At 71.8% G+C, this 21,784-nt stretch carries 22 protein-coding genes; 6 read left to right on the forward strand and 16 right to left on the reverse strand.

Annotation, left to right across the window (positions count from 1 at the left end; all coding sequences use genetic code 11):
- Positions 1-188 precede the first annotated feature (188 nt).
- Positions 189-2,237, reverse strand: coding sequence for an APC family permease (locus ACZ7N4_RS16790; protein ID WP_471359030.1), 2,049 nt, complete (start codon positions 2,235-2,237; stop codon positions 189-191).
- A gap of 371 nt (positions 2,238-2,608) precedes the next feature.
- Here ACZ7N4_RS16790 and ACZ7N4_RS16795 point away from each other — a divergent pair, with 371 nt between their 5' ends.
- Positions 2,609-3,280, forward strand: a complete 672-nt coding sequence (locus tag ACZ7N4_RS16795) for a potassium channel family protein (RefSeq protein ID WP_471359032.1) — start codon at positions 2,609-2,611, stop codon at positions 3,278-3,280.
- Complete coding sequence (locus tag ACZ7N4_RS16800) at positions 3,280-3,948, forward strand: potassium channel family protein (RefSeq protein ID WP_189305043.1); 669 nt, start codon at positions 3,280-3,282, stop codon at positions 3,946-3,948. The genes ACZ7N4_RS16795 and ACZ7N4_RS16800 overlap by 1 nt, the downstream gene beginning before the upstream one ends.
- Before the next feature lie 86 nt (positions 3,949-4,034).
- Here the strand turns inward: ACZ7N4_RS16800 and ACZ7N4_RS16805 are convergent, their stop codons facing one another.
- From ACZ7N4_RS16805 to ACZ7N4_RS16840, 8 genes are all read right to left on the reverse strand, one after another.
- The gene (locus ACZ7N4_RS16805) at positions 4,035-4,844 is read right to left on the reverse strand and encodes a DUF3159 domain-containing protein (RefSeq protein ID WP_471359034.1); all 810 of its coding nucleotides are present in this window, start codon (positions 4,842-4,844) and stop codon (positions 4,035-4,037) included.
- A gap of 3 nt (positions 4,845-4,847) precedes the next feature.
- Positions 4,848-5,246, reverse strand: coding sequence for an OB-fold nucleic acid binding domain-containing protein (locus tag ACZ7N4_RS16810; protein WP_189305047.1), 399 nt, complete (start codon positions 5,244-5,246; stop codon positions 4,848-4,850).
- Positions 5,247-5,386: 140 nt separating this feature from the next.
- Positions 5,387-6,073, reverse strand: a complete 687-nt coding sequence (locus ACZ7N4_RS16815) for a response regulator (protein ID WP_471359036.1) — start codon at positions 6,071-6,073, stop codon at positions 5,387-5,389.
- Entirely contained in the window at positions 6,070-8,628 is a 2,559-nt protein-coding gene (locus tag ACZ7N4_RS16820; protein ID WP_471359037.1) for a sensor histidine kinase, read from the reverse strand. Before ACZ7N4_RS16820 ends, ACZ7N4_RS16815 begins: the two co-directional genes overlap by 4 nt.
- A gap of 136 nt (positions 8,629-8,764) precedes the next feature.
- The gene (locus ACZ7N4_RS16825) at positions 8,765-9,457 is read right to left on the reverse strand and encodes an ABC transporter ATP-binding protein (protein ID WP_471359039.1); all 693 of its coding nucleotides are present in this window, start codon (positions 9,455-9,457) and stop codon (positions 8,765-8,767) included.
- A 193-nt stretch (positions 9,458-9,650) separates the two neighbouring features.
- Positions 9,651-10,412 (reverse strand): DUF3710 domain-containing protein, encoded by a 762-nt coding sequence (locus ACZ7N4_RS16830; RefSeq protein WP_189814049.1) that lies wholly within the window; start codon positions 10,410-10,412, stop codon positions 9,651-9,653.
- Between the two features lies 1 nt (position 10,413).
- Positions 10,414-10,965 (reverse strand): dUTP diphosphatase, encoded by a 552-nt coding sequence (gene dut, locus ACZ7N4_RS16835; RefSeq protein WP_471359042.1) that lies wholly within the window; start codon positions 10,963-10,965, stop codon positions 10,414-10,416.
- The gene (locus ACZ7N4_RS16840) at positions 10,962-11,546 is read right to left on the reverse strand and encodes a PaaI family thioesterase (protein ID WP_471359044.1); all 585 of its coding nucleotides are present in this window, start codon (positions 11,544-11,546) and stop codon (positions 10,962-10,964) included. Before ACZ7N4_RS16840 ends, dut begins: the two co-directional genes overlap by 4 nt.
- A gap of 58 nt (positions 11,547-11,604) precedes the next feature.
- On the opposite strand from ACZ7N4_RS16840, the gene ACZ7N4_RS16845 reads away from it, so the two are divergent.
- Positions 11,605-12,069: a DUF3093 domain-containing protein gene (locus ACZ7N4_RS16845; protein WP_471359046.1), complete on the forward strand. Its 465-nt coding sequence runs from the start codon at positions 11,605-11,607 to the stop codon at positions 12,067-12,069.
- 48 nt (positions 12,070-12,117) lie between these two features.
- Here the strand turns inward: ACZ7N4_RS16845 and ACZ7N4_RS16850 are convergent, their stop codons facing one another.
- The 4 genes from ACZ7N4_RS16850 to ACZ7N4_RS16865 all read right to left on the reverse strand — a co-directional run bounded on the left by ACZ7N4_RS16850 (position 12,118) and on the right by ACZ7N4_RS16865 (position 15,651).
- Complete coding sequence (locus ACZ7N4_RS16850; protein WP_471359047.1) at positions 12,118-13,032, reverse strand: hypothetical protein; 915 nt, start codon at positions 13,030-13,032, stop codon at positions 12,118-12,120.
- A gap of 13 nt (positions 13,033-13,045) precedes the next feature.
- Positions 13,046-13,342 (reverse strand): DUF4193 domain-containing protein, encoded by a 297-nt coding sequence (locus tag ACZ7N4_RS16855; protein ID WP_005481602.1) that lies wholly within the window; start codon positions 13,340-13,342, stop codon positions 13,046-13,048.
- Positions 13,343-13,735: 393 nt separating this feature from the next.
- Positions 13,736-14,992: a sensor histidine kinase gene (locus ACZ7N4_RS16860; RefSeq protein WP_471359049.1), complete on the reverse strand. Its 1,257-nt coding sequence runs from the start codon at positions 14,990-14,992 to the stop codon at positions 13,736-13,738.
- Between the two features lie 5 nt (positions 14,993-14,997).
- Entirely contained in the window at positions 14,998-15,651 is a 654-nt protein-coding gene (locus ACZ7N4_RS16865; RefSeq protein WP_003993508.1) for a response regulator transcription factor, read from the reverse strand.
- A 410-nt stretch (positions 15,652-16,061) separates the two neighbouring features.
- On the opposite strand from ACZ7N4_RS16865, the gene ACZ7N4_RS16870 reads away from it, so the two are divergent.
- Complete coding sequence (locus ACZ7N4_RS16870; RefSeq protein ID WP_023546087.1) at positions 16,062-16,235, forward strand: hypothetical protein; 174 nt, start codon at positions 16,062-16,064, stop codon at positions 16,233-16,235.
- A 158-nt stretch (positions 16,236-16,393) separates the two neighbouring features.
- Here ACZ7N4_RS16870 and ACZ7N4_RS16875 read toward each other — a convergent pair whose 3' ends face one another.
- Together ACZ7N4_RS16875 and ACZ7N4_RS16880 are read right to left on the reverse strand one after the other, a co-directional pair.
- Entirely contained in the window at positions 16,394-17,209 is an 816-nt protein-coding gene (locus ACZ7N4_RS16875) for an inositol monophosphatase family protein (protein ID WP_471359052.1), read from the reverse strand.
- A gap of 8 nt (positions 17,210-17,217) precedes the next feature.
- Complete coding sequence (locus ACZ7N4_RS16880; RefSeq protein ID WP_471359053.1) at positions 17,218-18,345, reverse strand: ferrochelatase; 1,128 nt, start codon at positions 18,343-18,345, stop codon at positions 17,218-17,220.
- A gap of 162 nt (positions 18,346-18,507) precedes the next feature.
- On the opposite strand from ACZ7N4_RS16880, the gene ACZ7N4_RS16885 reads away from it, so the two are divergent.
- Positions 18,508-19,746, forward strand: a complete 1,239-nt coding sequence (locus tag ACZ7N4_RS16885; protein WP_471359055.1) for an MFS transporter — start codon at positions 18,508-18,510, stop codon at positions 19,744-19,746.
- A complete protein-coding gene (locus ACZ7N4_RS16890; RefSeq protein ID WP_471359057.1) occupies positions 19,706-21,025 on the forward strand; it encodes a D-arabinono-1,4-lactone oxidase in 1,320 nt (439 codons plus the stop codon). The genes ACZ7N4_RS16885 and ACZ7N4_RS16890 overlap by 41 nt, the downstream gene beginning before the upstream one ends.
- Here ACZ7N4_RS16890 and ACZ7N4_RS16895 read toward each other — a convergent pair.
- Positions 20,949-21,779, reverse strand: a complete 831-nt coding sequence (locus ACZ7N4_RS16895; protein ID WP_471359059.1) for a hypothetical protein — start codon at positions 21,777-21,779, stop codon at positions 20,949-20,951. The genes ACZ7N4_RS16890 and ACZ7N4_RS16895 overlap by 77 nt on opposite strands.
- Between the last annotated feature and the right edge of the window lie 5 nt (positions 21,780-21,784).

The raw sequence follows: 21,784 nt of genomic DNA on the forward strand, positions 1-21,784 counted from the left end.
GACTCCAGATCGACAGCGGGGGCGGCCCCGCGACGGGGCCCGACAACAGCCCACCAGTCTACGGCCTCGCCACCCGCCCTTCGGCCTCAGTCCCGGTTCCCTTCACAGTCCCGGCACCGGCACCAGCGCACGCCGGCGCCGGAACCCGCATCCGAGTCTCCGCCCCCGCCCGCAGCCGGAAGGCTCCCTCACTCCTTCCCCGACGGCTCCTTCGGCCGCTCCACGGCCGGGCCGCGCCGGACCGCGCCCGGGGCGTTCCATTCCTGCCGCTTGCGGGCACGGGCCCGGGCGGCCTCGGAGGACTGGAGCTGGTAGGGCACCGAGGTCACCATGATCCCCGGTGTGAACAGCAGGCGGCCCTTCAGGCGCAGCGCGCTCTGGTTGTGCAGCAGGTGCTCGTACCAGTGGCCGACGACGTACTCGGGGATGATCACGGAGACCGCGTCGCGCGGGGACTCCTTGCGCAGGCTCTTGACGTACTCGATCACCGGGCGGGTGATCTCCCGGTAGGGCGAGTCGAGGACCTTCAGGGGTACGTCGATGCCGCGCCGCTCCCACTCCTCGCGCAGTGCCTTGGTCTCCGCCGGGTCGACGTTGACGGTCAGCGCTTCCAGGGTGTCGGAGCGCATCAGCTTGGCGTAGGCCAGGGCCCGCAGCGTCGGACGGTGGATCTTGGAGATCAGGACGACCGAGTGCACGCGGGAGGGGCGGACCAGGTCGTCGCTCGGGCCCTCGGGCGCGGCGATCTCCTCGGCGACCCGGTCGTAATGCTTTCGGATCGCGGTCATGGTCGCGTAGAAGATGCACATGCCGAGCAGGGCCACCCAGGCGCCGTGCGTGAACTTGGTGACCAGGACGACGACGAGCACCAGGCCGGTGAAGAAGGCGCCGAACGCGTTGATCGCGCGGGAGCGGACCATGTGGCGGCGCTTGGCCTGGTCCTTCTCCACGGCGAGGTGGCGGTTCCAGTGCCGGACCATGCCGGTCTGGCTGAGCGTGAAGGACACGAACACGCCGACGATGTACAGCTGGATCAGCCGGGTGGAGTCCGCGCCGTAGATGAACACCAGCAGCATCGCCGCGCCCGCGAGGAGCACGATGCCGTTGGAGAAGGCGAGCCGGTCGCCGCGGGTGTGGAGCTGGCGCGGCAGGTAGCGGTCCTGGGCGAGGATCGAGCCGAGCAGCGGGAAGCCGTTGTACGCCGTGTTGGCGGCCAGGAACAGCACCAGCGCGGTGGCGGCGGCGAGGAGGACGAACAGGAAACTGCCCTTGCCGAAGACCGCCTCGGCGACCTGGGAGATCACCGGGTTCTGGACGTAGCCGGAGCCGAGCGGGACGCCGCCCCGGAGCAGGTCGGTGGCCGGGTGCTCGGCCATGCGGACCTTGGTGACCATCGCGAGCGCGATGATGCCGCAGAACATGGTGACGGCGAGCAGGCCCATCATCGCGAGGGTGGTCGCGGCGTTCTTCGACTTGGGCTTGCGGAAGGCGGGGACGCCGTTGGAGATCGCCTCGACGCCGGTGAGGGCCGCGCAGCCGGAGGAGAAGGCGCGCAGCAGGAGGAAGACGAGCGCGAAGCCGGCGAGGCCCTGGTGTTCGGCCTTGATGTGGTAGCCGGCCGTCGGCGCGCGCATCGTGTCGCCGAGGACCAGGCCGCGGAAGGCGCCCCAGGCGATCATGATGAAGACGCCGCCGACGAACACGTACGTCGGGATGGCGAAGAGCTTGCCCGATTCCTTCACGCCGCGCAGGTTCATCAGCGTCAGCAGCACGATCACGGCGGCGGCGCAGAACACCTTGTGCTCGACGACGAAGGGGATCGCGGAGCCGAGGTTCTCGATGCCGGAGGAGATGGAGACGGCGACGGTGAGGACGTAGTCCACGAGCAGGGCGCTGGCCACGGTGAGGCCGGCCCTCGGGCCCAGGTTGGTCGTCGCCACCTCGTAGTCGCCGCCGCCGCTGGGGTAGGCGTGCACGTTCTGGCGGTAGGAGGCCACCACCGTGAACATGAGCACGACGACCGCGACGGCGATCCAGGGGCTGAAGTGGTACGCCGACACACCCGCGATGGAGAGGACCAGCAGAACCTCCCCCGGCGCGTAGGCGACGGAGGACAGCGGGTCGGAGGCGAAGACGGGGAGTGCGATGCGCTTCGGCAGGAGCGTTTCACCCAGCCGGTCACTGCGCAGTGCGCGCCCGATCAGGATCCGTTTGGGCACGTCGGTCAGTTTGGACACGAGAGAGGATCGTAAGCCTTCGAACTGGCACCCGCCCACCCGGCGTGCGGGATCTGCCTCACGAGTGAAATCCAGGGTGCGTGGAACTGCGGAATCCGTCGTCAATGTGCCCTCCGTGCCTAGATGGCAAACCCCGCCTGTCATCGCACTTCGGAGGTTCCATGCCCGCGACCGCGGAGCTGATCGGGGCGGTCCTCGCTCTGACCTGCCTCGGAATCCTGACCCTGTGCAGCGTGCGCAGCATCACTCGCCGGCGGGTCCGGCCCGCCGCCGCCCGCGGGTGTCCGGCACGCGGCGCCCGTGTGTAGCTTTGGGCGCCGGTCTGAGACCCTGATGCTGAGCAGTAACTTTTGGACACCGGAAGGACGGTCGTGCACATCGTCATCATGGGCTGCGGACGCGTGGGTTCCGCTCTTGCCCAGACCCTGGAGCAACAGGGACACACGGTCGCCGTGATCGACCAGGACCCCACCGCCTTCCGCCGGCTGGGCCCGGGATTCGGGGGCCGCCGGGTCACCGGTGTCGGCTTCGACCAGGACACCCTGCGCGAGGCGGGCATCGAGGAGGCCGGCGCCTTCGCCGCGGTCTCCAGCGGTGACAACTCCAACATCATCTCGGCGCGCGTGGCCCGCGAGATGTTCGGCGTGGAGAACGTGGCCGCCCGGATCTACGACCCTCGCCGCGCCGAGGTCTACCAGCGCCTGGGCATCCCGACGGTGGCCACCGTGCGCTGGACCGCCGACCAGATGCTGCGCCGGCTGCTGCCCTCCGGGGCCGAGCCGCTGTGGCGCGATCCCACCGGCGGGGTGCAGCTCGCCGAGGTGCACGCCTCCGCGAAGTGGGTCGGCCACAAGATCAGCAAGTTGCAGGACGAGACGGGCGTCCGGGTGGCGTTCCTGACCCGTCTGGGCGAGGCGATCCTGCCCACCTCCCAGACGGTGCTGCAGGAGGGCGACCTCGTGCACGTGATGATGCGGACGGACGACGTGGAGAAGGTCGAGGCGGCGTTCGCCGGTGGCCCGGAAGAGGAGGGCGGTCACTGATGAGGGTCGCCATTGCCGGGGCCGGCGCGGTCGGCCGCTCGATCGCGGGCGAGCTGCTGGAGAACGGCCACGAGGTCCTGCTGATCGACAAGGCGCCGACCGCGATCTCGGTCGAGCGCGTCCCGCAGGCGGAGTGGCTGCTGGCCGACGCCTGTGAGATCACCTCCCTGGACGAGGCCGCGCTCCAGCGCTGCAACGTCGTGATCGCCGCGACCGGCGACGACAAGGTGAATCTGGTCGTCTCGCTGCTCGCCAAGACGGAGTACGGCGTCCCGCGCGTCGTCGCCCGCGTGAACAACCCCAAGAACGAGTGGCTGTTCAACGAGGCCTGGGGCGTCGACGTCGCCGTCTCCACCCCGCGTCTGATGTCCGCCCTGGTCGAGGAGGCGGTGAGCGTCGGCGACCTGGTCCGCCTGCTCCGCTTCAGCCACGGCGACGCCAACCTGGTCGAGCTGACCCTGCCGGAGGAGTCGGCGCTGGCCGGCACCCAGGTCGGCGATGTGGAGTGGCCGGAGGACACCTCGCTGGTCACGATCATCCGCGGCACCCGGGTGCTGACCCCGTCCAAGGAGGACTCCCTGGAGCCGGGCGACGAGCTGCTGTTCGTGGCCGCGCAGGCCCGGGAGGAGCAGCTGGAGGACCTGCTGTCGGTGCGGCGCGAGGACTGACCGCCGCGCACGACGCGCGGACCGGCCGCACACGAGAAGGGCGCCCTTGCCGGCAAGGGCGCCCTTCCGCGCCGTACGACGGCTGCTCAGGCCTGACGGCGGTGCCGTCCCCCGGTCGTCTCGCCGCTCTCCGCGGCCGACGGCGCCGCGTTGAGCTCCGCCTCGGCCCTCTCGGCCCTCTCGGCCCTCGCGGCTTCCTCGGCCTTCTCGGCGGCCTCCATCTCCGCGAACACGTCGATCGGCGCGGGCGCCTTCGCGAGGAAGACCCAGGTCAGCCAGACCGCCAGCAGGAACGGGGGGATCTTCAGGATGACCAGGACCCAGCCGAGCTGCGTGGTGTCGGCCCACCAGTACAGCGGGAAGAGGATCGCGCACTTGGCGAGCAGGATCAGGCCCCAGGCCCAGCTGGCCTTGGCGTACGCCTTCTTGCGGCCCGGGTTGCGGGTCCGCCAGGAGAGGTTCTCCTTGAAGACCGGGCCGAGGATGAGACCCAGCAGGGGCACACCGGCCAGGGTGGTGACGATGTAGGCCAGCGCCATGCCCAGCGTGTAGAGCATGCCGGGGAGGTAGAAGTCCTTGGCGTTGCCGGTGAACATCGCGAAGACCACGCCGAAGGCCACGCCGAAGACACCGCTGAAGGCGTGCTTGACGGTGTCCTTCATGGCCAGCCGGACGACGACCAGGATCAGCGACAGGGCCAGCGCGGAGATCGCCGCCATGTGCAGGTTCTTGTTGACCGTGAAGATCGCGACGAAGAGCAGGCCCGGCAGGACCGTCTCGACCATGCCGCGGACCCCGCCGAACGCCTCGAACAGCGCCGCCTCGGTCACCGCACGGGCGTCGTGAGGCTCGGTCGTCTGGTCGGTGTCTTGGGTCGGCTTGTCGAGGGACGTCACCGGCTACTCCCGTCCGAGGGGTCGCAGTTCGTATTTCGGATTGAACAGCACCCGGCGGCCCCGGCTCATCGAGATCCGGCCCGATGCGAGCAGCTTGCGCCCCGGTTCTATGCCCACGATGGAGCGCCTGCCGAGCCACACCACGTCCAGCGCGGCGGAACCGTCGAACAGCTCCGCCTCCAGGGCCGGGACTCCGGCGCGCGGGCGCAGGGTGACCGTGCGCAAGGTACCAGTTACGGTGACGATCTGCCGGTCCTGACAGTCGCCGATCTTCGTGCAGCCGGCCGTCTCGGCGTCTTCGCGCAGCTCCTCGGACTCCAGGTCCTCCTGCGACGAGGAGAGCCGGTCGAGCATGCGCCGGAACCGGCCGGCCGGCTTTTCGGAACGAGGAACAGCAGTCATATCTGAAGCGTACCGGGGAGCGCCGACAGGGCTGTAAGCCCGCTCACCTCCGGCTGCTTCCGCGACCGCGGCCCTGCTTTCCGCGACCGCGGCCCCGACCCGCTTCGCCTGCCGCGGCCCCGTTTCCCCGAACGGCAGCCCTACTTCTCGAACCGGTACCCCATCCCCGGCTCCGTGACGAAGTGCCTCGGGTGCGACGGGTCCGCTTCGAGCTTCCGCCGCAGCTGGGCCATGTACACCCGCAGGTAGTTCGTCTCGGTGCCGTACGACGGCCCCCACACCTCCTGCAGCAGCTGCTTCTGGCCGACCAGCCGTCCGGTGTTGCGGACCAGCACCTCCAGCAGGTGCCACTCGGTGGGGGTGAGCCGGACGTCCTTGCCGCCGCGGTTGACCTTCTTTGCGGCGAGGTCGACGGTGAAACCCTCGGTCTCGACGGTCGTCAGGTCGTCCTCGCCCGGCCCGACCGGCTCGGCCCGGCGGACGGCGGCCCGCAGCCGGGCCAGCAGCTCGTCCATGCCGAACGGCTTGGTCACGTAGTCGTCGGCGCCCGCGTCCAGCGCCTCGACCTTCTCGTCCGAGGAGTGCCGGGCGGACAGCACCAGGATCGGCACCCGGGTCCAGCCGCGCAGGCCCCTGATCACCTCGACGCCGTCCATGTCGGGCAGGCCCAGGTCGAGGACGACCACGTCGGGGTGGCGGGAGGCGGCCGTGTCGAGTGCGGTCCGGCCGTCGGGGGCGGCGTCGACCTCGTACTTGCGCGCCTTGAGGTTGATCACGAGGGCGCGCACGATCTGCGGCTCGTCGTCGACCACGAGCACCCGGGTCATGGGGCGGCCTGCCTTTCCGGTTCGGTACGGGACTCCCCGGCGGGGAGCGGCTCGGGGCGCGGTCCGGCCGCGCGGAGGCTGAGCACCATGGTGAGCCCGCCGCCCGGCGTGTCCTCGGCGTCGAGGGTGCCGCCCATGGCCTCGGCGAACCCCCGGGCGACGGCGAGACCGAGCCCGACGCCGGCGCCGCGCGGAGCGTCACCGTACCGCTGGAAGGGCTCGAAGATACGGTCCTTCGCCTCGTCCGGCACGCCCGGGCCGCGGTCCACCACGCGCACCTCCACCCGGTCGGCGATGGCGCTCGCGGCCACCAGGACGCGCCGCCCGCGCGGGCTGTACTTGACGGCGTTCTCCACCAGGTTGGCCACCGACCGCTCCAGCAGCCCGGGGTCGACGGCGACCATCGGCAGCGTCTCGGGCACGTCCAGTTCGACGCTGTCCTCGGGTACGCCGCCGAGGGCCATCGGGACGACCTCGTCGACGTCGATCTCGCGGATGAGCGGTGTGACCGTGCCGGTCTGCAGCCGGGACATGTCCAGGAGGTTGCCCACGAGGTGGTCGAGCCGGTCGGCGCCCTCCTCGATGCCCTCCAGCAGCTCGGCCTCGTCCTCCTCGGACCAGGCGACGTCGTCGGAGCGCAGGGACGACACGGCGGCCTTGATGCCGGCCAGGGGGGTGCGCAGGTCGTGGCTGACGGCGGCCAGCAGGGCGGTGCGGATGCGGTTGCCCTCGGCGAGCGTGCGGGCCCGGTCGGCCTCCTCCCGCAGGCGCCGGCGGTCCAGGACGACGACGGCCTGGGCGGCGAAGGCGGCCAGCACCCGGCGGTCGGCGGCGGGCAGCACCCGGCCGGTGAGCGCGAGCGCCATGTGGTCGCCGACCGGCATGTCGACGTCGGCGTCCTCGGGGCGCTCCAGCGGCGGCCCGACGCCGGCGCGGCCCGCGCAGGTCCAGGGCGCCACGTCGCTCTCGCGTTCCAGCAGGGCGGCGGATTCCAGGGCGAAGGTCTCACGGACCCGTTCCAGCAGTTCCTCCAGGCTGGTCTCGCCGCGCAGCACGTTCCCGGCGAGGAAGGAGAGGATCCCGGACTCGGCGCGCAGCCGGGCGGCCTGGTGTGTGCGCCGGGCGGCGAGGTCGACCACCGAGGCGACCGACATGCCGACCCCGAAGAAGATCGCGATGGCGACGATGTTCCTGGGGTCGGCGACGGTCAGCCGGTGCAGCGGCGGGGTGTAGAAGTAGTTCAGCAGCAGCGAGCCGAAGGCCGCCGAGGCCAGCGCGGGCAGCAGACCGCCGAGCAGGGCCGCGGCGACGGTGACGGCCAGGAACAGCAGCATGTCGTTGGCGAGGCCGAGGTCGACGGTGTTCAGCAGCACCGCGAGGACCGCCGGGACGACGAGGCCCACCGCCCAGCCCCAGACGATCCGGGCCCGCCCGAGCCGGCCGCCGCGGGCGACGGGCAGGCCCCGGCCCTTGGCGACCTCCTCGTGGGTGACGATGTGCACGTCCAGGTCGGGGCCGGAGTCCCGGGCCACCGTGGCGCCGACGCCGGGCCCGAAGACGTACTGCCAGGCCTTGCGGCGCGAGGAGCCGAGCACGATCTGGGTGGCGTTCACCCCGCGCGCGAAGTCGAGCAGGGCGGCCGGGATGTCGTCGCCGACGACGTGGTGGAAGGTGCCGCCGAGGTCCTCGACAAGGGTGCGCTGGACGGCCAGTTCCTTCGGGGAGGCCGAGGTCAGCCCGTCGCTGCGGGCGATGTACACGGCGAGGACCTCGCCGCCCGCGCCCTTCTCCGCGAGCCGCACGGCGCGCCGGATCAGGGTGCGCCCCTCGGGGCCGCCGGTCAGACCCACCACGATCCGCTCCCGGGAGCCCCATATCCTCGAGACCCGGTGCTCGCTGCGGTACTCGTTCAGGTACTCGTCAACCCGGTCGGCCACCCACAGCAGCGCCAGCTCGCGCAGGGCCGTGAGGTTGCCGGGGCGGAAGTAGTTCGACAGGGCCGCGTCGACCTTGTCCGGCTGGTAGATGTTGCCGTGCGCCATGCGGCGGCGCAGGGCCTGCGGGGACATGTCGACCAGCTCGATCTGGTCGGCCCGCCGTACGACCTCGTCCGGGACGGTCTCCCGCTGCCGCACCCCGGTGATGGACTCGACCACGTCGCCGAGTGACTCCAGGTGCTGGATGTTGACGGTGGAGACGACGTCGACGCCGGCGGCGAGCAGCTCCTCCACGTCCTGCCAGCGCCTGGCGTTGCGGGAGCCGGGGGCGTTGGTGTGGGCGAGTTCGTCCACGAGGGCGACGGCGGGCGCCCGGCGCAGTACGGCGTCGACGTCCATCTCGCCGAAGACGGCGCCCCGGTGCTCCAGCCGTCTGCGCGGCACCTGCTCCAGGCCGTGCAGCAGCGCCTCGGTGCGCGGCCGGCCGTGGTGCTCCACGAACGCGACGACGCAGTCGGTGCCCCGCTCGATCCGGCGGTGCGCCTCGGCGAGCATGGCGTAGGTCTTGCCCACGCCCGGCGCCGCGCCGAGGTAGATCCGAAGCTTGCCGCGTGCCATGGCCCCATTGTCTTCCCGTGCCTGTCGCCTACGCAGCGTCGACCCTATGGCCAGCCATCACGGCGAACGGGGCGCGGGGAGCCGGCGGCCGGCAACTTTGACGCAACCCTGACGACCAGCGCGGACGAACAGGGGCTCAGTGCTCGGTGATCTCCCCGTCGCGCAGCTCCAGCACCCGGTCGGCCACGTCCAGCAGGGTCGCGTCGTGCGTGGCGACCAGCGCGGTGACCCGCTCGCTGTGGACGACGGCCCGCAGCAGCTCCATGACGGCGTGCCCGGTCTCGGCGTCGAGCTGGCCGGTGGGTTCGTCGGCGATGAGCAGGGCCGGCCGGTTGGCGAGGGCCCGGGCGACGGCGACCCGCTGCTGCTGGCCGCCGGAGAGCTCCCCCGGCCGCTGCGCCGCGTGCCCGGCGAGCCCCACGAGGGACAGCAGCAGCTCGACGCGCTCCTCCCGCTCCCGCGGCTCGGCCCGGCGCAGCCGCAGCGGTACGCCCACGTTCTCGGCGGCGCTGAGGATCGGGATCAGCCCGAACGACTGGAAGACGAACCCGACCCGGTCCCGCCGCAGCCGCAGCAGCTCGCTCTCCCCGAGCCGGGCGAGGTCCCGCCCCTCGACCTCCACCCGCCCCCGGTCGGGCACGTCGAGTCCGCCGACGATGTTCAGCAGGGTGGTCTTGCCCGACCCCGAGCGCCCCTTGAGCGCGACGAGTTCGCCCCGGGGCACCTCGAAGGACACCCCGCGCAGGGCGTGCACGGCGGCGGCGCCCTGCCCGTACGACTTGTGCACGTCCTCGACCCGCACCATGGTCTCGGTGACCACGTGACTCATGTCCCCTCCCCCAGACGACCGCGCATCAGTATCACCGGTCGGGGTCGCGCTCCGTAAGGGGCGCGGGGAACCGCGCGAGCGGCCACGGCAGAACCGCTCCCGGCGACACGGGGCACCGCCGACGGCGCGCCGCGCGCAAGAGAACGGGCCGCACCCCTGAGGGGCACGGCCCGTGCATCGCCGCTGAAAGCCGTCAGCGGACCTCGGTGATCTCGGGTCCCCGCTGCAGCTGCCCCATGCCCCCGGAGAAGCGCGAGCCCTCCTCCTGCTGGACACCCTCGGGGACCATCTGCGCGTCGTTGGGCAGCTTCAGGACGATCGGGTCGCGCGGAGCCATCGGCCCCTCACCGCGGACCACCACGGTGTCCCGGAAGATCTGCTCCAGCAGTCCGGCGGCCTGCGGCTGCACCGCGCCCTGGCCGGAGATCACACCGCGCAGGAACCAGCGCGGGCCGTCCACGCCGACGAACCGTACGACCTGGAAGCCACCGGTGCCGTCCGGCAGCTGCACCGGCACCTGGGCGCGCAGCTCCCAGCCAAGCGGGCCCTCGACCTCGTCGACGATGCCACCCTGCTGGGTGATGCCGGACGCGATCTCCTCGCGTACCTCGCCCCAGATGCCCTCGCGCTTGGGCGCGGCGAAGGCCTGGAGCTGGATGGCGCTGTCGCGCAGCACGACGGTCGCGGCGACGATGGCGTCACCGGCGACCTCGACCCGCAGCTCCATGCCGTCGACGCCCGGAACGAACAGACCGCCGAGGTCCACCCGGCCCTCGGCCGGGTCGCGCACCTCGCTGCCGTCCCACGGTCCGTCGGGCCGGGGCCCGGGCTCCAGCCGGACGCGCTCGCGCTCGGCCTCCTCCTCGTCCGCCTCGGTGTCGACGCTGTCGACGACCTGCTCGGCCTCGCCGGCCGCGTCCTCCGCGGCACCCTTCTTCTTGCGACGTCCGAACACGTCACTGTCCTTCCCGGTCGGATACGACCGAAGCGTATCGATTCCCACCCGTCGGACCGCCCTTGGCGGCCTGACCGATTGTGCCGCTCCCGCCGCCCACCGCGGCATGGCCACCGGTGGACCCGAAGCCCCCCTCGGCCCGCGCCGAGCCGGGAAGCTCCGCGACCTCCTGGAAGCGGACCTTCTCGACCTGCTGGACGACCAGTTGGGCGATCCGGTCGAAGCGCTCGAACCGCACGCTCTCGCGCGGGTCGAGATTCACCACGATCACCTTGATCTCCCCACGGTACCCGGCATCAACCGTCCCCGGGGCATTCACGAGGGCGACACCGCAGCGGGCGGCGAGACCGGAGCGCGGATGCACGAAGGCCGCGTACCCCTCGGGCAGGGCGATCGACACCCCCGTGGGCAGGACGGCCCGCTCGCCGGGCTTCAGCTCGCAGGCCTCGGTGGTGCGCAGATCGGCGCCGGCGTCGCCGGGGTGCTCGTACGCCGGAAGCGGTACGTCCGGATCGACGCGCCGGATCAGCACGTTCAGGGGGTCTCGGCTCACGGGTTCACCTCGAAGGCGCGGGCGCGCCGGATCTGGTCCGGGTCGTTCATGGCGGCCTGGATCTCCTCGGCGCGGCCGTGGTCGACGAAGTGATCGACCTTGACCTCGATGAAGAGGGCGTCGGCGCGGACGGCGACCGGGCCGCCGGGGCCGCCGATGCGCCCGGTGGCGGTGGAGTAGATCTTCCGCCCGGCGACGGCGGTGACCTCGGCCTCCAGGTACAGCGTGGTGCCGACGGGCACGGGCCGTACGTAGTCCGTCTCCAGCCGTCCCGTGACGGCGATGGTCCGCAACAGCCAGTTCAGCGAGCCGAGCGTCTCGTCCAGGGCGGTGGCCAGCACTCCGCCGTGGGCGAGGCCGGGGGCGCCCTGGTGGGCGGGCTGCACGGTGAACTCGGCGGTCAGCGAGACACCCTCGCCGGCGCGGACCTCCAGGTGCAGTCCGTGCGACTGCCCGGGGCCGCACCCGAAACAGTGTTCGTAGTGGGCGCCGAGGAGCTCCCCGGGTGCGGGCGCGTCGGGGTGCCGTACCGGTTTCGCCGCGTCGGCGGGGGGCTGAAGAGCTGCGGAACTACCTCTCACAGCCGCAGACCTTACCCGCGCGTCGGGGCGATGCGGATCCCGTGCCAAGCTTGGCTTCATGCAGCTTTCCGCCACCCCCTACGAAGAACGCCTCACCGCCCCCCGCTCGTGGTGGCTGGTCAGCTTCCTGGTGGGCGTCTCGTTCGCCCTGATCCTGCTGCCCTTCGGCACTCTGCCGCTGCTCGGCGGCCTGGTCGGCGGTACGGCCGCGGCGGCGGTGGTGGCCAGTGCCTACGGCTCCCCGCGCATCCGGCTCGTGGGTGACTCCCTGGTGGCGGGCGAGGCGAAGATCCCGGTGTCGGCACTGGGCGCGGCCGAGGTGCTGGACGCGGAGGAGGCCCGCGCCTGGCGGACGTACAAGGCCGACACCCGCGCCTTCCTGCTGCTGCGCGCCTACATCCCGACCGCGCTGAAGGTCGAGGTCACGGACCCCGAGGACCCGACGCCGTACCTGTACCTGTCGACGCGGGAGCCGGAGAAGCTGGCCGCGGCGATCGAGGCGGCGCGGACGGCGCAGGCCTAGGGCGGCACCCGAAGCGCGCGTCCGGAGCGGCGGCAGCCCGTCCGGCGGCTACTGCCCTTCGGGCGGTTCGCGCAGGCTCAGGGGTTCCTCGGGCTTCTCCAGGGGCGGCAGCTCGGGCAGCTCGTCCCAGGGCACCTGGAGTTTGCGCAGGTCGGCCCGGACATGGGCCGCGAGTCTCTTCGTGTCCCGGCGGTTCATGACCGCCCCGACCGCGGCTCCCACCATGAACGGCGTCAGGTGGGGCAGGTCGCGGACCGTCCGCCTCATGATCCGCTGGCGCAGTTCGCGCTTCATCCGGCCGCCCAGGGCCGTGTCGTACGTCGACGGCTTGAGCACGTCGATGCCGCGCTCCCCCGACCAGGAGGACAGATACGCGGCGGTACGGGTCTTGAGGCCGCCCGGCGGGCGTACGCCGTAGACCTCGTGCAGTTCGGCGACCAGTTTCAGTTCGATCGCGGCGACCCCGGTGATCTCCGCGGCCAGCTCGGTGGGCATGGCGGGCGGCACCGGCAGCATCGCCGCCGCTCCGACCCCCGCTCCTACGGCCGAGGTGCCGGTGGCGGCGCCGGCCACCAGTTTGTCGGCGAGTTCCTCCGGTCCGAGGCCGGGGAACTGCCTGCGCAGGGTCGCGAGGTCGCGTACGGGGACGCGCGGGGCGATCTCGATGATCCGGTCCGCGAGGTACCCGAGCCCGGCGCGGGCCCGGCTGCCGCCCTTACGGGTGCCTTCCCGGGTCAGTTCCCGGGCCTTGTCACGCATCACCGCCGCCCTGCGCCGGGCGACGGGTGCGGGATGCCGGGCCGACGCGGGCGGGTTCTCCCGGTCGGCCTCCGGTCCGGGCGGGGCTCCCGCTCCAGGGGAGCCCCGCCCGTCGTCACGCGCGCCGTACGGGCCGTCGAGGGGCCCTTTGTCCGCTTTCCGGAGGAGGAAGCGGCGCTTCCAGGGAGGGGTCGAGCCAGACACGGCCGACCCGTCCTCAGTCGCAGTCGCGGCAGATCGGCTGACCGTTCTTCTCCCGGGCCAGCTGGCTGCGGTGGTGGACCAGGAAGCAGCTCATGCAGGTGAACTCGTCCTGCTGCTTGGGCAGCACACGGACGGCCAGCTCCTCGTTCGAGAGGTCGGCGCCGGGCAGTTCGAGGCCCTCGGCGGCCTCGAACTCGTCGACGTCCACCGCCGAGGTGGACTTGTCGTTCCGCCGGGCCTTCAGCTCTTCCAGGCTGTCCGAGTCGACGTCGTCGTCGGTCTTGCGTGGAGTGTCGTAATCGGTTGCCATATCGCTCTCCCCCTCTGGGTGTCTGCGGTGTCTCCAGCGCACGTAACGCGTGAGAGGCCGGACTTGTGCCCGACCTGAGGCGGAGATTTTGCCTCACATCAAGGTCTGTTACTCAATCGACACCCAACCCGACCCCTCAAGAGTGATCGGCTTGGATGGCGGTGAGGACCGTACACGGTTCGAATGCCGCACCTCAAAGGCGCCTCACCGTGTACTTCCCGTGATCAAGAGCCCTGAAAACCAGGACTTTCCCGGCTTTCCCGCTTCTGTCATGATCACCGTGCGTACATGGCCGGAAATCCGTCCATGTGATCGATCACACAAGAAGAAGCCCATCCGGCCGCCGAAAAATTCCGCGTACAGCGAACAATCTCCGCGTGTGTCCGACCCGTCTCACAACGGCAGCGTGACGCGCATCACCAGGCCGCCGCCCTCGCGGGGCTGGGCCAGGATGTGGCCGCCGTGCGCACGGGCCACGGACCGGACGATGGAAAGGCCGAGGCCCACCCCCTTGTCGCTGCCCGTGCGCTCGGTACGCAAGCGCCGGAACGGCTCGAAGAGGTTGTCGATCTCGTACGCCGGCACCACCGGCCCGGTGTTCGTGACCGTCAGCACCGCCTGCCCGTGCTGGATGTCGGTGGTGACCTCCACCCAGCCGTCCTCCGGCACGTTGTACCGTACGGCGTTCTGCACCAGGTTGAGTGCGATCCGCTCCAGCAGCACGCCGTTGCCCTGCACCACGGCCGGTGTGCGCTCGCCGCGGATGCCGACGCCCTTGGCCTCCGCCTCTGCGTGCACCTGGTCGATGGCCTGCGTGGCGACCTCGGCCAGGTCGACCGGTTTGCGCTCGACGATCTGGTTGTCACTGCGGGCGAGCAGCAGCAGCCCCTCGACCAGCTGCTCGCTGCGCTCGTTGGTGGCGAGGAGGGTCTTTCCGAGCTGCTGGAGTTCCACCGGCGCGTTCGGATCCGACAGGTGCACTTCCAGGAGCGTGCGGTTGATCGCGAGCGGGGTGCGCAGCTCGTGCGAGGCGTTGCCGACGAAGCGCTGCTGGGCCGTGAAGGCCCGCTGCAGGCGCTCCAGCATGTCGTCGAAGGTGTCCGCCAGCTCCTTCAGCTCGTCGTCCGGGCCGTCCAGCTCGATCCGGCGGGACAGGTCCGAGCCGGCCACCTGGCGCGCGGTGCGGGTGATCCGGCCGAGCGGGGAGAGCACGCGGCCGGCCATCGCGTACCCGAACGCGAAGGCGATCACGGCGAGGCCCAGCAGGGCCAGCAGGGAGCGGCTGAGCAGGTTGTCCAGGGCGCCCTGGCGCTGCTGGTCCACGCAGTGGGAGATCGCGTCGTTGAAGTCCGACAGCGGCAGGCTGGTGGTGTTGATCGCGGGGCAGTTGTCGCTGGAGACCCGGATCTGGGTCCCGCTGACGATCTTGAACAGTGGCTGGTTGCCGGTGCTGATCGCCTGGGCGGCGAGCAGGTAGATGATCGACAGCAGCAGGATGCCGGCGATCAGGAACATGCCGCCGTACAGCAGCGTCAGCCGTATGCGGATGGTCGGACGCAGCCACGGGAAGGGGGCCTGCGGCCTCCTGGGGTCCCAGGTGGGCTTCGGTGGCGCCTGGGGCGGCGCGTGGGTCGTGGGTGTCGTGGCCACGGCGATCAGATCCGGTAGCCGGAGCCGGGGACGGTGACGATGACGGGCGGCTCGCCCAGCTTGCGGCGCAGGGTCATCACCGTCACACGCACCACGTTGGTGAACGGGTCGGTGTTCTCGTCCCAGGCCTTCTCCAGCAGCTGCTCCGCGGAGACGACCGCGCCCTCGCTGCGCATCAGCACCTCCAGCACCGCGAACTCCTTGGGCGCGAGCTGGACCTCCTTGCCGTCACGGAAGACCTCCCGCCGGTTGGGGTCGAGCTTGATGCCGGCGCGCTCCAGGACCGGCGGCAGGGGCACGCTGGTCCGGCGGCCGAGGGCGCGGACGCGCGCGATCAGCTCGCTGAACGCGAACGGCTTGGGCAGGTAGTCGTCGGCGCCGATCTCCAGGCCCTCGACGCGGTCGCTGACGTCTCCGGAGGCGGTGAGCATCAGCACGCGCGTGGGCATCCCCAGCTCCACGATCTTGCGGCAGACGTCGTCGCCGTGCACGAGCGGGAGGTCGCGGTCGAGGACGACCACGTCGTAGTCGTTGACGCCGATGCGCTCCAGGGCGGCCGCACCGTCGTACACGACGTCGACGGCCATGGCCTCCCGGCGCAGTCCGGTGGCCACCGCATCGGCGAGCAGTTGCTCGTCCTCGACGACGAGTACGCGCACGTCCCTTGTCCTTCCTGTGTCCACCCGCGCAGCGCACCGTGAGCGCGTGCGGGCAGGGGTGTCCGTGAGGTGTGACCCCCATCCTGCCCTTTTCGACCATAAGTCGGCTGTAAGGCGGGGTCCGGGCCACGGGGACGCGGGTTCCGGGGCGGGAATACGAGAAATTCTCCTCCGGTTGAGGTTTCCGCGGGAGGGAGCGGGGGGAGGACGGCTTTACACCCCGCGATCACGCTCTGCATGTGCCGCAGCACCATGCGGTACTGCTCCATCCGCTTCGCAGAGCGGACGCGGATGTCCGGCACCGTCGCCGCCCGGCAGGGCAGCGCTGGGCACCCGCGAGAGACGTGATCGCCCCTTCCCTACGGCACATCCGTGCCACCGACCCACGACCCAGGACGAGGGGGCGCAGCATGGACGCTTTCACCGCAGGACTTCTGCAGCGCATAAGGGCGACCGAGTCCGACCTGTCGCGGGCTCGTGACGAGGGCGACGACTTCCTCGTCGAGGTGGAGCAGGCAGAGCTCGACGACCTGCGACGCCTCGCCGCCGAACACGGTGTGGAGGTCGGCGCGTCACGCGTCTGATCGGCCCGAAAGCGCGACGAGGGACCCCGGCGAATCCAGCGCCGGGGTCCCTTCGCGTGTGTACCCCTGTGATCGGCGTGCATGCCCGTGGGGCCGGTGCGCATGCCCCACGGGCTCGGCGTGCGGGCTTCCGGCCTCGACGTGCGTGCTCCCCGGGCTCAGTCGTGCCAGGCGCCGAAGTCCTCCAGCAGCCGCTGGAGCGGCTCGAACACCCCCGGCGACCCGGCGACGGTCAGCTCCCTTGACGGCCGCTCTCCGGGCCGTCCACCGGTCAGCGCGCCCGCTTCCCGGGCGATCAGGTCACCCGCCCCGTAGTCCCACGCGTTGAGCCCCCGCTCGTAGTACCCGTCGAGCCGGCCGGCGGCCACATCGCACAGGTCGACCGCCGCGGAGCCGCTGCGCCGGATGTCCCTCAGCAGCGGGACGAGCCGGGCGGCGACCTCGGCCTGGTGGGTGCGGACCTCGGTGACGTAGTTGAACCCGGTGGAGACCAGGGCCTGGTCCAGCGGGGGCGCGGGGCGGCAGGCGAGCGCACGCTCGCCCTCCCAGGCGCCGCCGGCCCACGCCCCGCCGCCGCGCACGGCGTGGTAGGTCTCGCCGCGCATCGGGGCCGCGACGACCCCGACGACGGTCTCGCCGTCCTGCTCGGCCGCGATGGACACGGCCCACGTCGGCAGGCCGTACAGGTAGTTGACGGTGCCGTCGAGCGGGTCGATCACCCAGCGGACGCCGCTCGTTCCCTCGACGGAGGCGCCCTCCTCGCCGAGGAAGCCGTCCTCGGGGCGCTGCCCGGAGATCAGATCGGTGATCAGCTTCTCCGCGGCGATGTCCATCTCGGTGACGACGTCGATGGGGCTGGACTTGGTCCTCGACACGGCCAGGTCGGCGGGGCGGCCGTCGCGCAGCAGTTCGCCGGCGCGGCGGGCGGCCTCCTGGGCGAGTGCGAGCAGGTCCCGGTGCAGGGCGTCGGTCACGGGTCTCCTCACGCGTAGGGGCTGTCGGCGCCCGCGGCGGCGGGGCGGGGGGCGCGGGCCGGGCAGCAGCCGACCGGGCACAGGTGGTGGCTCGGTCCGAGCGCGCCGAGAGCGCAGGGGGTGATCTGCTCGCCGCGCTCCACGGCGGCCCGCTCCAGGATCAGCTCGCGGACGGCCGCGGCGAAGCGCGGGTCGGCGCCCACGGTGGCCGAGCGGCGCACCGGCAGGCCCAGCTCCTCGGCCTTGGCCTTCGCCTCGGTGTCGAGGTCGTAGAGGACCTCCATGTGGTCGGAGACGAAGCCGATCGGGGCCATGACCACGGCCGGGACGCCGGCGGCGTGCCGTTCCTGGAGGTGGTCGCAGATGTCGGGCTCCAGCCAGGGGATGTGCGGTGCGCCGGAACGGGACTGGTAGACGAGCCGCCAGGGGTGGTCGACGCCGGTGCGCTCGCGGACCGCGTCGGCGATCAGCTGGGCCACGTCCAGGTGCTGCTCGACGTAGGCACCGCCCTCGCCGTGGGCCTCGGCCGGGCCGGAGGTGTCGGCGGCGGAGGTGGGGATGGAGTGGGTGGTGAAGGCGATGTGGGCGCCCGCCCGGACGTCCTCGGGGAGGTCCTCCAGGGCGCGCAGCACGCCGTCGGTCATGGGCTCGACGAAGCCGGGGTGGTTGAAGTAGTGCCGCAGCTTGTCGATTTTGGGCGGCTCCAGGCCCTCGGCCTCCAGGGCGGCCAGCGCGTCGGCGAGGTTCTCCCGGTACTGGCGGCAGCCCGAGTAGGAGGCGTAGGCGCTGGTGGCGAGGACGAGCACGCGGCGGTGGCCGTCGGCGACCATCTCGCGCAGGGTGTCCGTCAGATACGGCGCCCAGTTGCGGTTGCCCCAGTAGACCGGCAGGTCGAGACCGTGGCCGGCGAAGTCCTCGCGCAGGGCTTCCAGGAGGGCACGGTTCTGGTCGTTGATGGGGCTGACCCCGCCGAACAGGAAGTAGTGCTGCCCGACTTCCTTGAGGCGTTCCTTCGGGATGCCGCGCCCGCGCGTGACGTTCTCCAGGAAGGGGACCACGTCGTCCGGGCCTTCGGGGCCGCCGAAGGAGAGCAGGAGCAGGGCGTCGTACGGGGTGGCATCGAGCGCGTCTGGCATGAGTCGATCCTGCCACCCGGCACTGACAGCGGGGAAACAGCGGGGTGGAGAGTCGGGTTGACATGGTTTGGCGGGATAAGTCCCTGACGGATGATCCGCGAGACTTAGGGTGTCCTAACCCGTAAGCTGTTGCTCCCTTCTTCACGCCTTACGGAGACCCGCGTGCCCAGCCCCTACAGAGCCCTGTTCGCCGAGCCCGGCACCAAGGCCTTCTCCGCCGCGGGGTTCCTCGGCCGGATGCCGCTGTCGATGATGGGCATCGGCGTGGTCACGATGGTCTCCCAGCTCACCGGCCGGTACGGTCTCGCGGGCGGCCTGTCGGCCACCATGGCACTGTCCGCGGCCGCGATCGGGCCGCGGATCTCCCGGCTGGTGGACCAGCACGGGCAGCGCCGGGTGCTGCGCCCCGCGACCCTGGTGGCCCTGGCCGCGGCGGCCGGGCTGCTGCTCGCCGCCCACCTGCGCGGGCCGGACTGGGTGTTGTTCCTGTGCGCGGCCGGGATCGGGGCGGTGCCGAGCCTGGGCGCGATGATCCGGGCCCGCTGGGCGGCGCTGTACCGGGGCACCCCGAAGCTGCACACCGCCTACTCGTTCGAGTCGGTCGTGGACGAGGTCTGCTTCATCTTCGGGCCGATCATCTCCATCGGCCTGTCCACCATCTGGTTCCCGGAGGCGGGCCCCCTGCTGGCCGCCTGCTTCCTGGCCGCCGGCGTCTTCTCGCTGACCGCCCAGCGCGCCACCGAGCCGGAGCCGCACCCGCGCGGGAAGCACGGCGGCGGCAGCGCCCTGCGCTCGACGGGGCTCCGGGTGCTGGTGGCGACCTTCGTGGCGACCGGCGCGATCTTCGGGGCCGTGGACGTGGTCACCGTCGCCTTCGCCGACGAGCGCGGTCACAAGGGCGCCGCGAGCGTGGTCCTCGCGCTGTACGCGGCCGGTTCCTGCGTGGCGGGCGTGGTCTTCGGACTGCTGCGCTTCCGCGGGGCGCCGGAACGACGCTGGCTGCTGGGCGTGGCGGCGATGGCCGTGAGTATGATCCCCCTCCTACTGGTCGGAAACCTGCCGCTTCTGGCCGTGGCGCTGTTCGTAGCGGGGCTGTCCATCGCGCCGACGATGATCACGACGATGTCCCTCATCGAAGAGCACGTACCGCGCGCGCGGCTCACCGAGGGCATGACCTGGGTGAGCACCGGCCTCGCCGTCGGCATCGCGGTCGGCTCCTCCGTGGCCGGCTGGGTGATCGACGCGGCCGGGGCGCGGGCCGGGTACGGGGTTCCGGCCGTGTCCGGGGCCGTCGCGATCGCGGTCGGTTTCCTCGGGTACCGCCGGCTGCGCAGGCCGGCCGCGGGTCGGGGAGGCACCGTTGAGCAGCACGGCGAGCGGGAAGAACGGCACCTGGCGTAACTGGGGAGGCAATGTCGCGGCCCGGCCCGCCCGGCAGGTCGAGCCGGCCTCGGTGGAGGAGCTGGCCGCCGCGGTGCGGCGGGCCCGGGAGGACGGCCTGAAGGTCAAGGCGGTCGGGACCGGGCACTCCTTCACCTCGATCGCCGCCACCGACGGTGTGCTGATACGTCCTCACCTGTTGACGGGCATACGCGCCGTCGACCGGGACTCCATGACGGTCACGGTGGAGGCGGGCACCCCGCTCAAGAGGCTCAACGCGGCTCTCGCGCGCGAGGGGCTGTCGCTCACCAACATGGGCGACATCATGGAGCAGACCGTCTCCGGGGCCACCAGCACCGGGACGCACGGCACGGGCCGCCTGTCGGGCTCCATCGCCGCCCAGATCAAGGGGCTCGAACTCGTCACGGCCGACGGCTCGGTGCTCACCTGCTCCGAGAAGGAGAACCCGGAGGTCTTCGCCGCGGCCCGGATCGGCCTCGGAGCCCTGGGCGTCGTCACCGCGATCACGTTCGCCGTGGAGCCGCTCTTCCTGCTCACGGCGCGCGAGGAACCCATGCCCTTCGAGCGGGTCGTCGCCGAGTTCGACCAGCTGTGGGCGGAGAACGAGCACTTCGAGTTCTACTGGTTCCCGCACACCGGCAACACCAACACCAAGCGGAACAACCGCAGCGCCGGCCCCGAACAGCCGGTGGGACGGGTGGCCGGCTGGTTCGAGGACGAATTCCTCTCCAACGGCGTCTTCCAGGTGGCCCAGTGGGCCGGCCGCGCGGTCCCGGCGTCGATCCCGGCGATCGCGCGGATCTCCAGCAAGGCCCTCTCCGCGCGGACGTACACGGACATCCCCTACAAGGTCTTCACCTCGCCGCGCCGGGTGCGTTTCGTGGAGATGGAGTACGCCGTCCCGCGCGCGGCCCTGGTAACGGTGCTGCGCGAGCTGCGGACCATGGTCGACCGCTCGGACCTGCGGATCAGCTTCCCGGTCGAGGTGCGCACCGCCCCGGCCGACGACATCACGCTGTCCACCGCGTCCGGCCGGGACAGTGCCTACATCGCCGTGCACATGTTCCGGGGCACGCCGTACCAGGCGTACTTCACCGCCGCCGAGCGCATCTTCACCGCGCACGAGGGACGTCCGCACTGGGGCAAGGTGCACACGCGGGACGCGGAGTACTTCTCCCGGGTGTATCCGCGCTTCGGCGAGTTCACGGCGCTGCGGGATCGTCTCGACCCGGATCGGCTGTTCCTGAACGACTACTTGCGGAGGGTGCTGGGGGCGTAGGCGCCGTGGCGGACGCGCTCGGCGCACCGGGGGTGGGGGCCGGGGTGGCCGGGCCGCCGCTCGGCTCCCTGCTCTTCCCCCCGCCGCCGTCCCCGCCCGGGTCGCTGCTCGGCTCCCTGCTCTTCCCCCCGTCGCCGTCCGCGCCCGGGTCGCTGCTCGGCTCCCCGCTCGGGGAGCCGCCGGGCGCCGGGGAGGTGCCGGGGGCCGTGCCGCCACCGGGGGCCGTACCGCCGCCGGTGGACGGGGTGTCCTCGGAGGACGGGGTGTCCGAAGGGGCGCGCCGGTCGTCGGACTTGGCGCCGGAGGAGCCCCGGCCGGCGACGGCGTCGCTGACCGTCGTCCCTCCGCCGCCGCTGAAGCTGCCGCCGGACACCAGCTCGTACGCCGTGATGCCGGCCATGGTGACCCCGAAGACCAGGGCCGCTGCGACCAGCGGGCGGCGCCGGCCCCTCACCCGCGCGCGATGGACGGTGCCCTCGGTGAACTCGCCCGGCGGCACGGGCGTTTGTCCCCTCGGCGGGGCCGTCACGGCGGTCTTCTCCCGCAGCTGCTCCCCGGTCCGCTTGAAGAAGTGCTGGAAGACCGAGCCGCCGCAGGTGGCGACGACGCTGACGACGCCTGCGCCGAGGATCGTGCCGTACACCCCGAAGTACGAAGCCATCTTGGCTGCCACGACCGCCGCCAGGGCGCTGCCCGCGACCTGGGGGACGTTCAGATCGATCCGCTTCCGCCCCGTATCGGGTGTCTCACGCATACCCG

This window comes from Streptomyces sp. NPDC107654, assembly GCF_055639035.1.

Coding starts and splice junctions, on each gene's coding strand:
- ACZ7N4_RS16845 (WP_471359046.1), top strand. CDS start 11,605: ATGCAGCTTTCCGCCACCCCCTACGAAGAACGCCTCACCGCCCCCCGC.
- ACZ7N4_RS16810 (WP_189305047.1), bottom strand. CDS start 5,246: ATGACTGCTGTTCCTCGTTCCGAAAAGCCGGCCGGCCGGTTCCGGCGC.
- ACZ7N4_RS16825 (WP_471359039.1), bottom strand. CDS start 9,457: ATGAGTCACGTGGTCACCGAGACCATGGTGCGGGTCGAGGACGTGCAC.
- ACZ7N4_RS16895 (WP_471359059.1), bottom strand. CDS start 21,779: ATGCGTGAGACACCCGATACGGGGCGGAAGCGGATCGATCTGAACGTC.
- ACZ7N4_RS16870 (WP_023546087.1), top strand. CDS start 16,062: ATGGACGCTTTCACCGCAGGACTTCTGCAGCGCATAAGGGCGACCGAG.
- ACZ7N4_RS16820 (WP_471359037.1), bottom strand. CDS start 8,628: ATGGCACGCGGCAAGCTTCGGATCTACCTCGGCGCGGCGCCGGGCGTG.
- ACZ7N4_RS16855 (WP_005481602.1), bottom strand. CDS start 13,342: ATGGCAACCGATTACGACACTCCACGCAAGACCGACGACGACGTCGAC.
- ACZ7N4_RS16800 (WP_189305043.1), top strand. CDS start 3,280: ATGAGGGTCGCCATTGCCGGGGCCGGCGCGGTCGGCCGCTCGATCGCG.
- ACZ7N4_RS16880 (WP_471359053.1), bottom strand. CDS start 18,345: ATGCCAGACGCGCTCGATGCCACCCCGTACGACGCCCTGCTCCTGCTC.
- ACZ7N4_RS16815 (WP_471359036.1), bottom strand. CDS start 6,073: ATGACCCGGGTGCTCGTGGTCGACGACGAGCCGCAGATCGTGCGCGCC.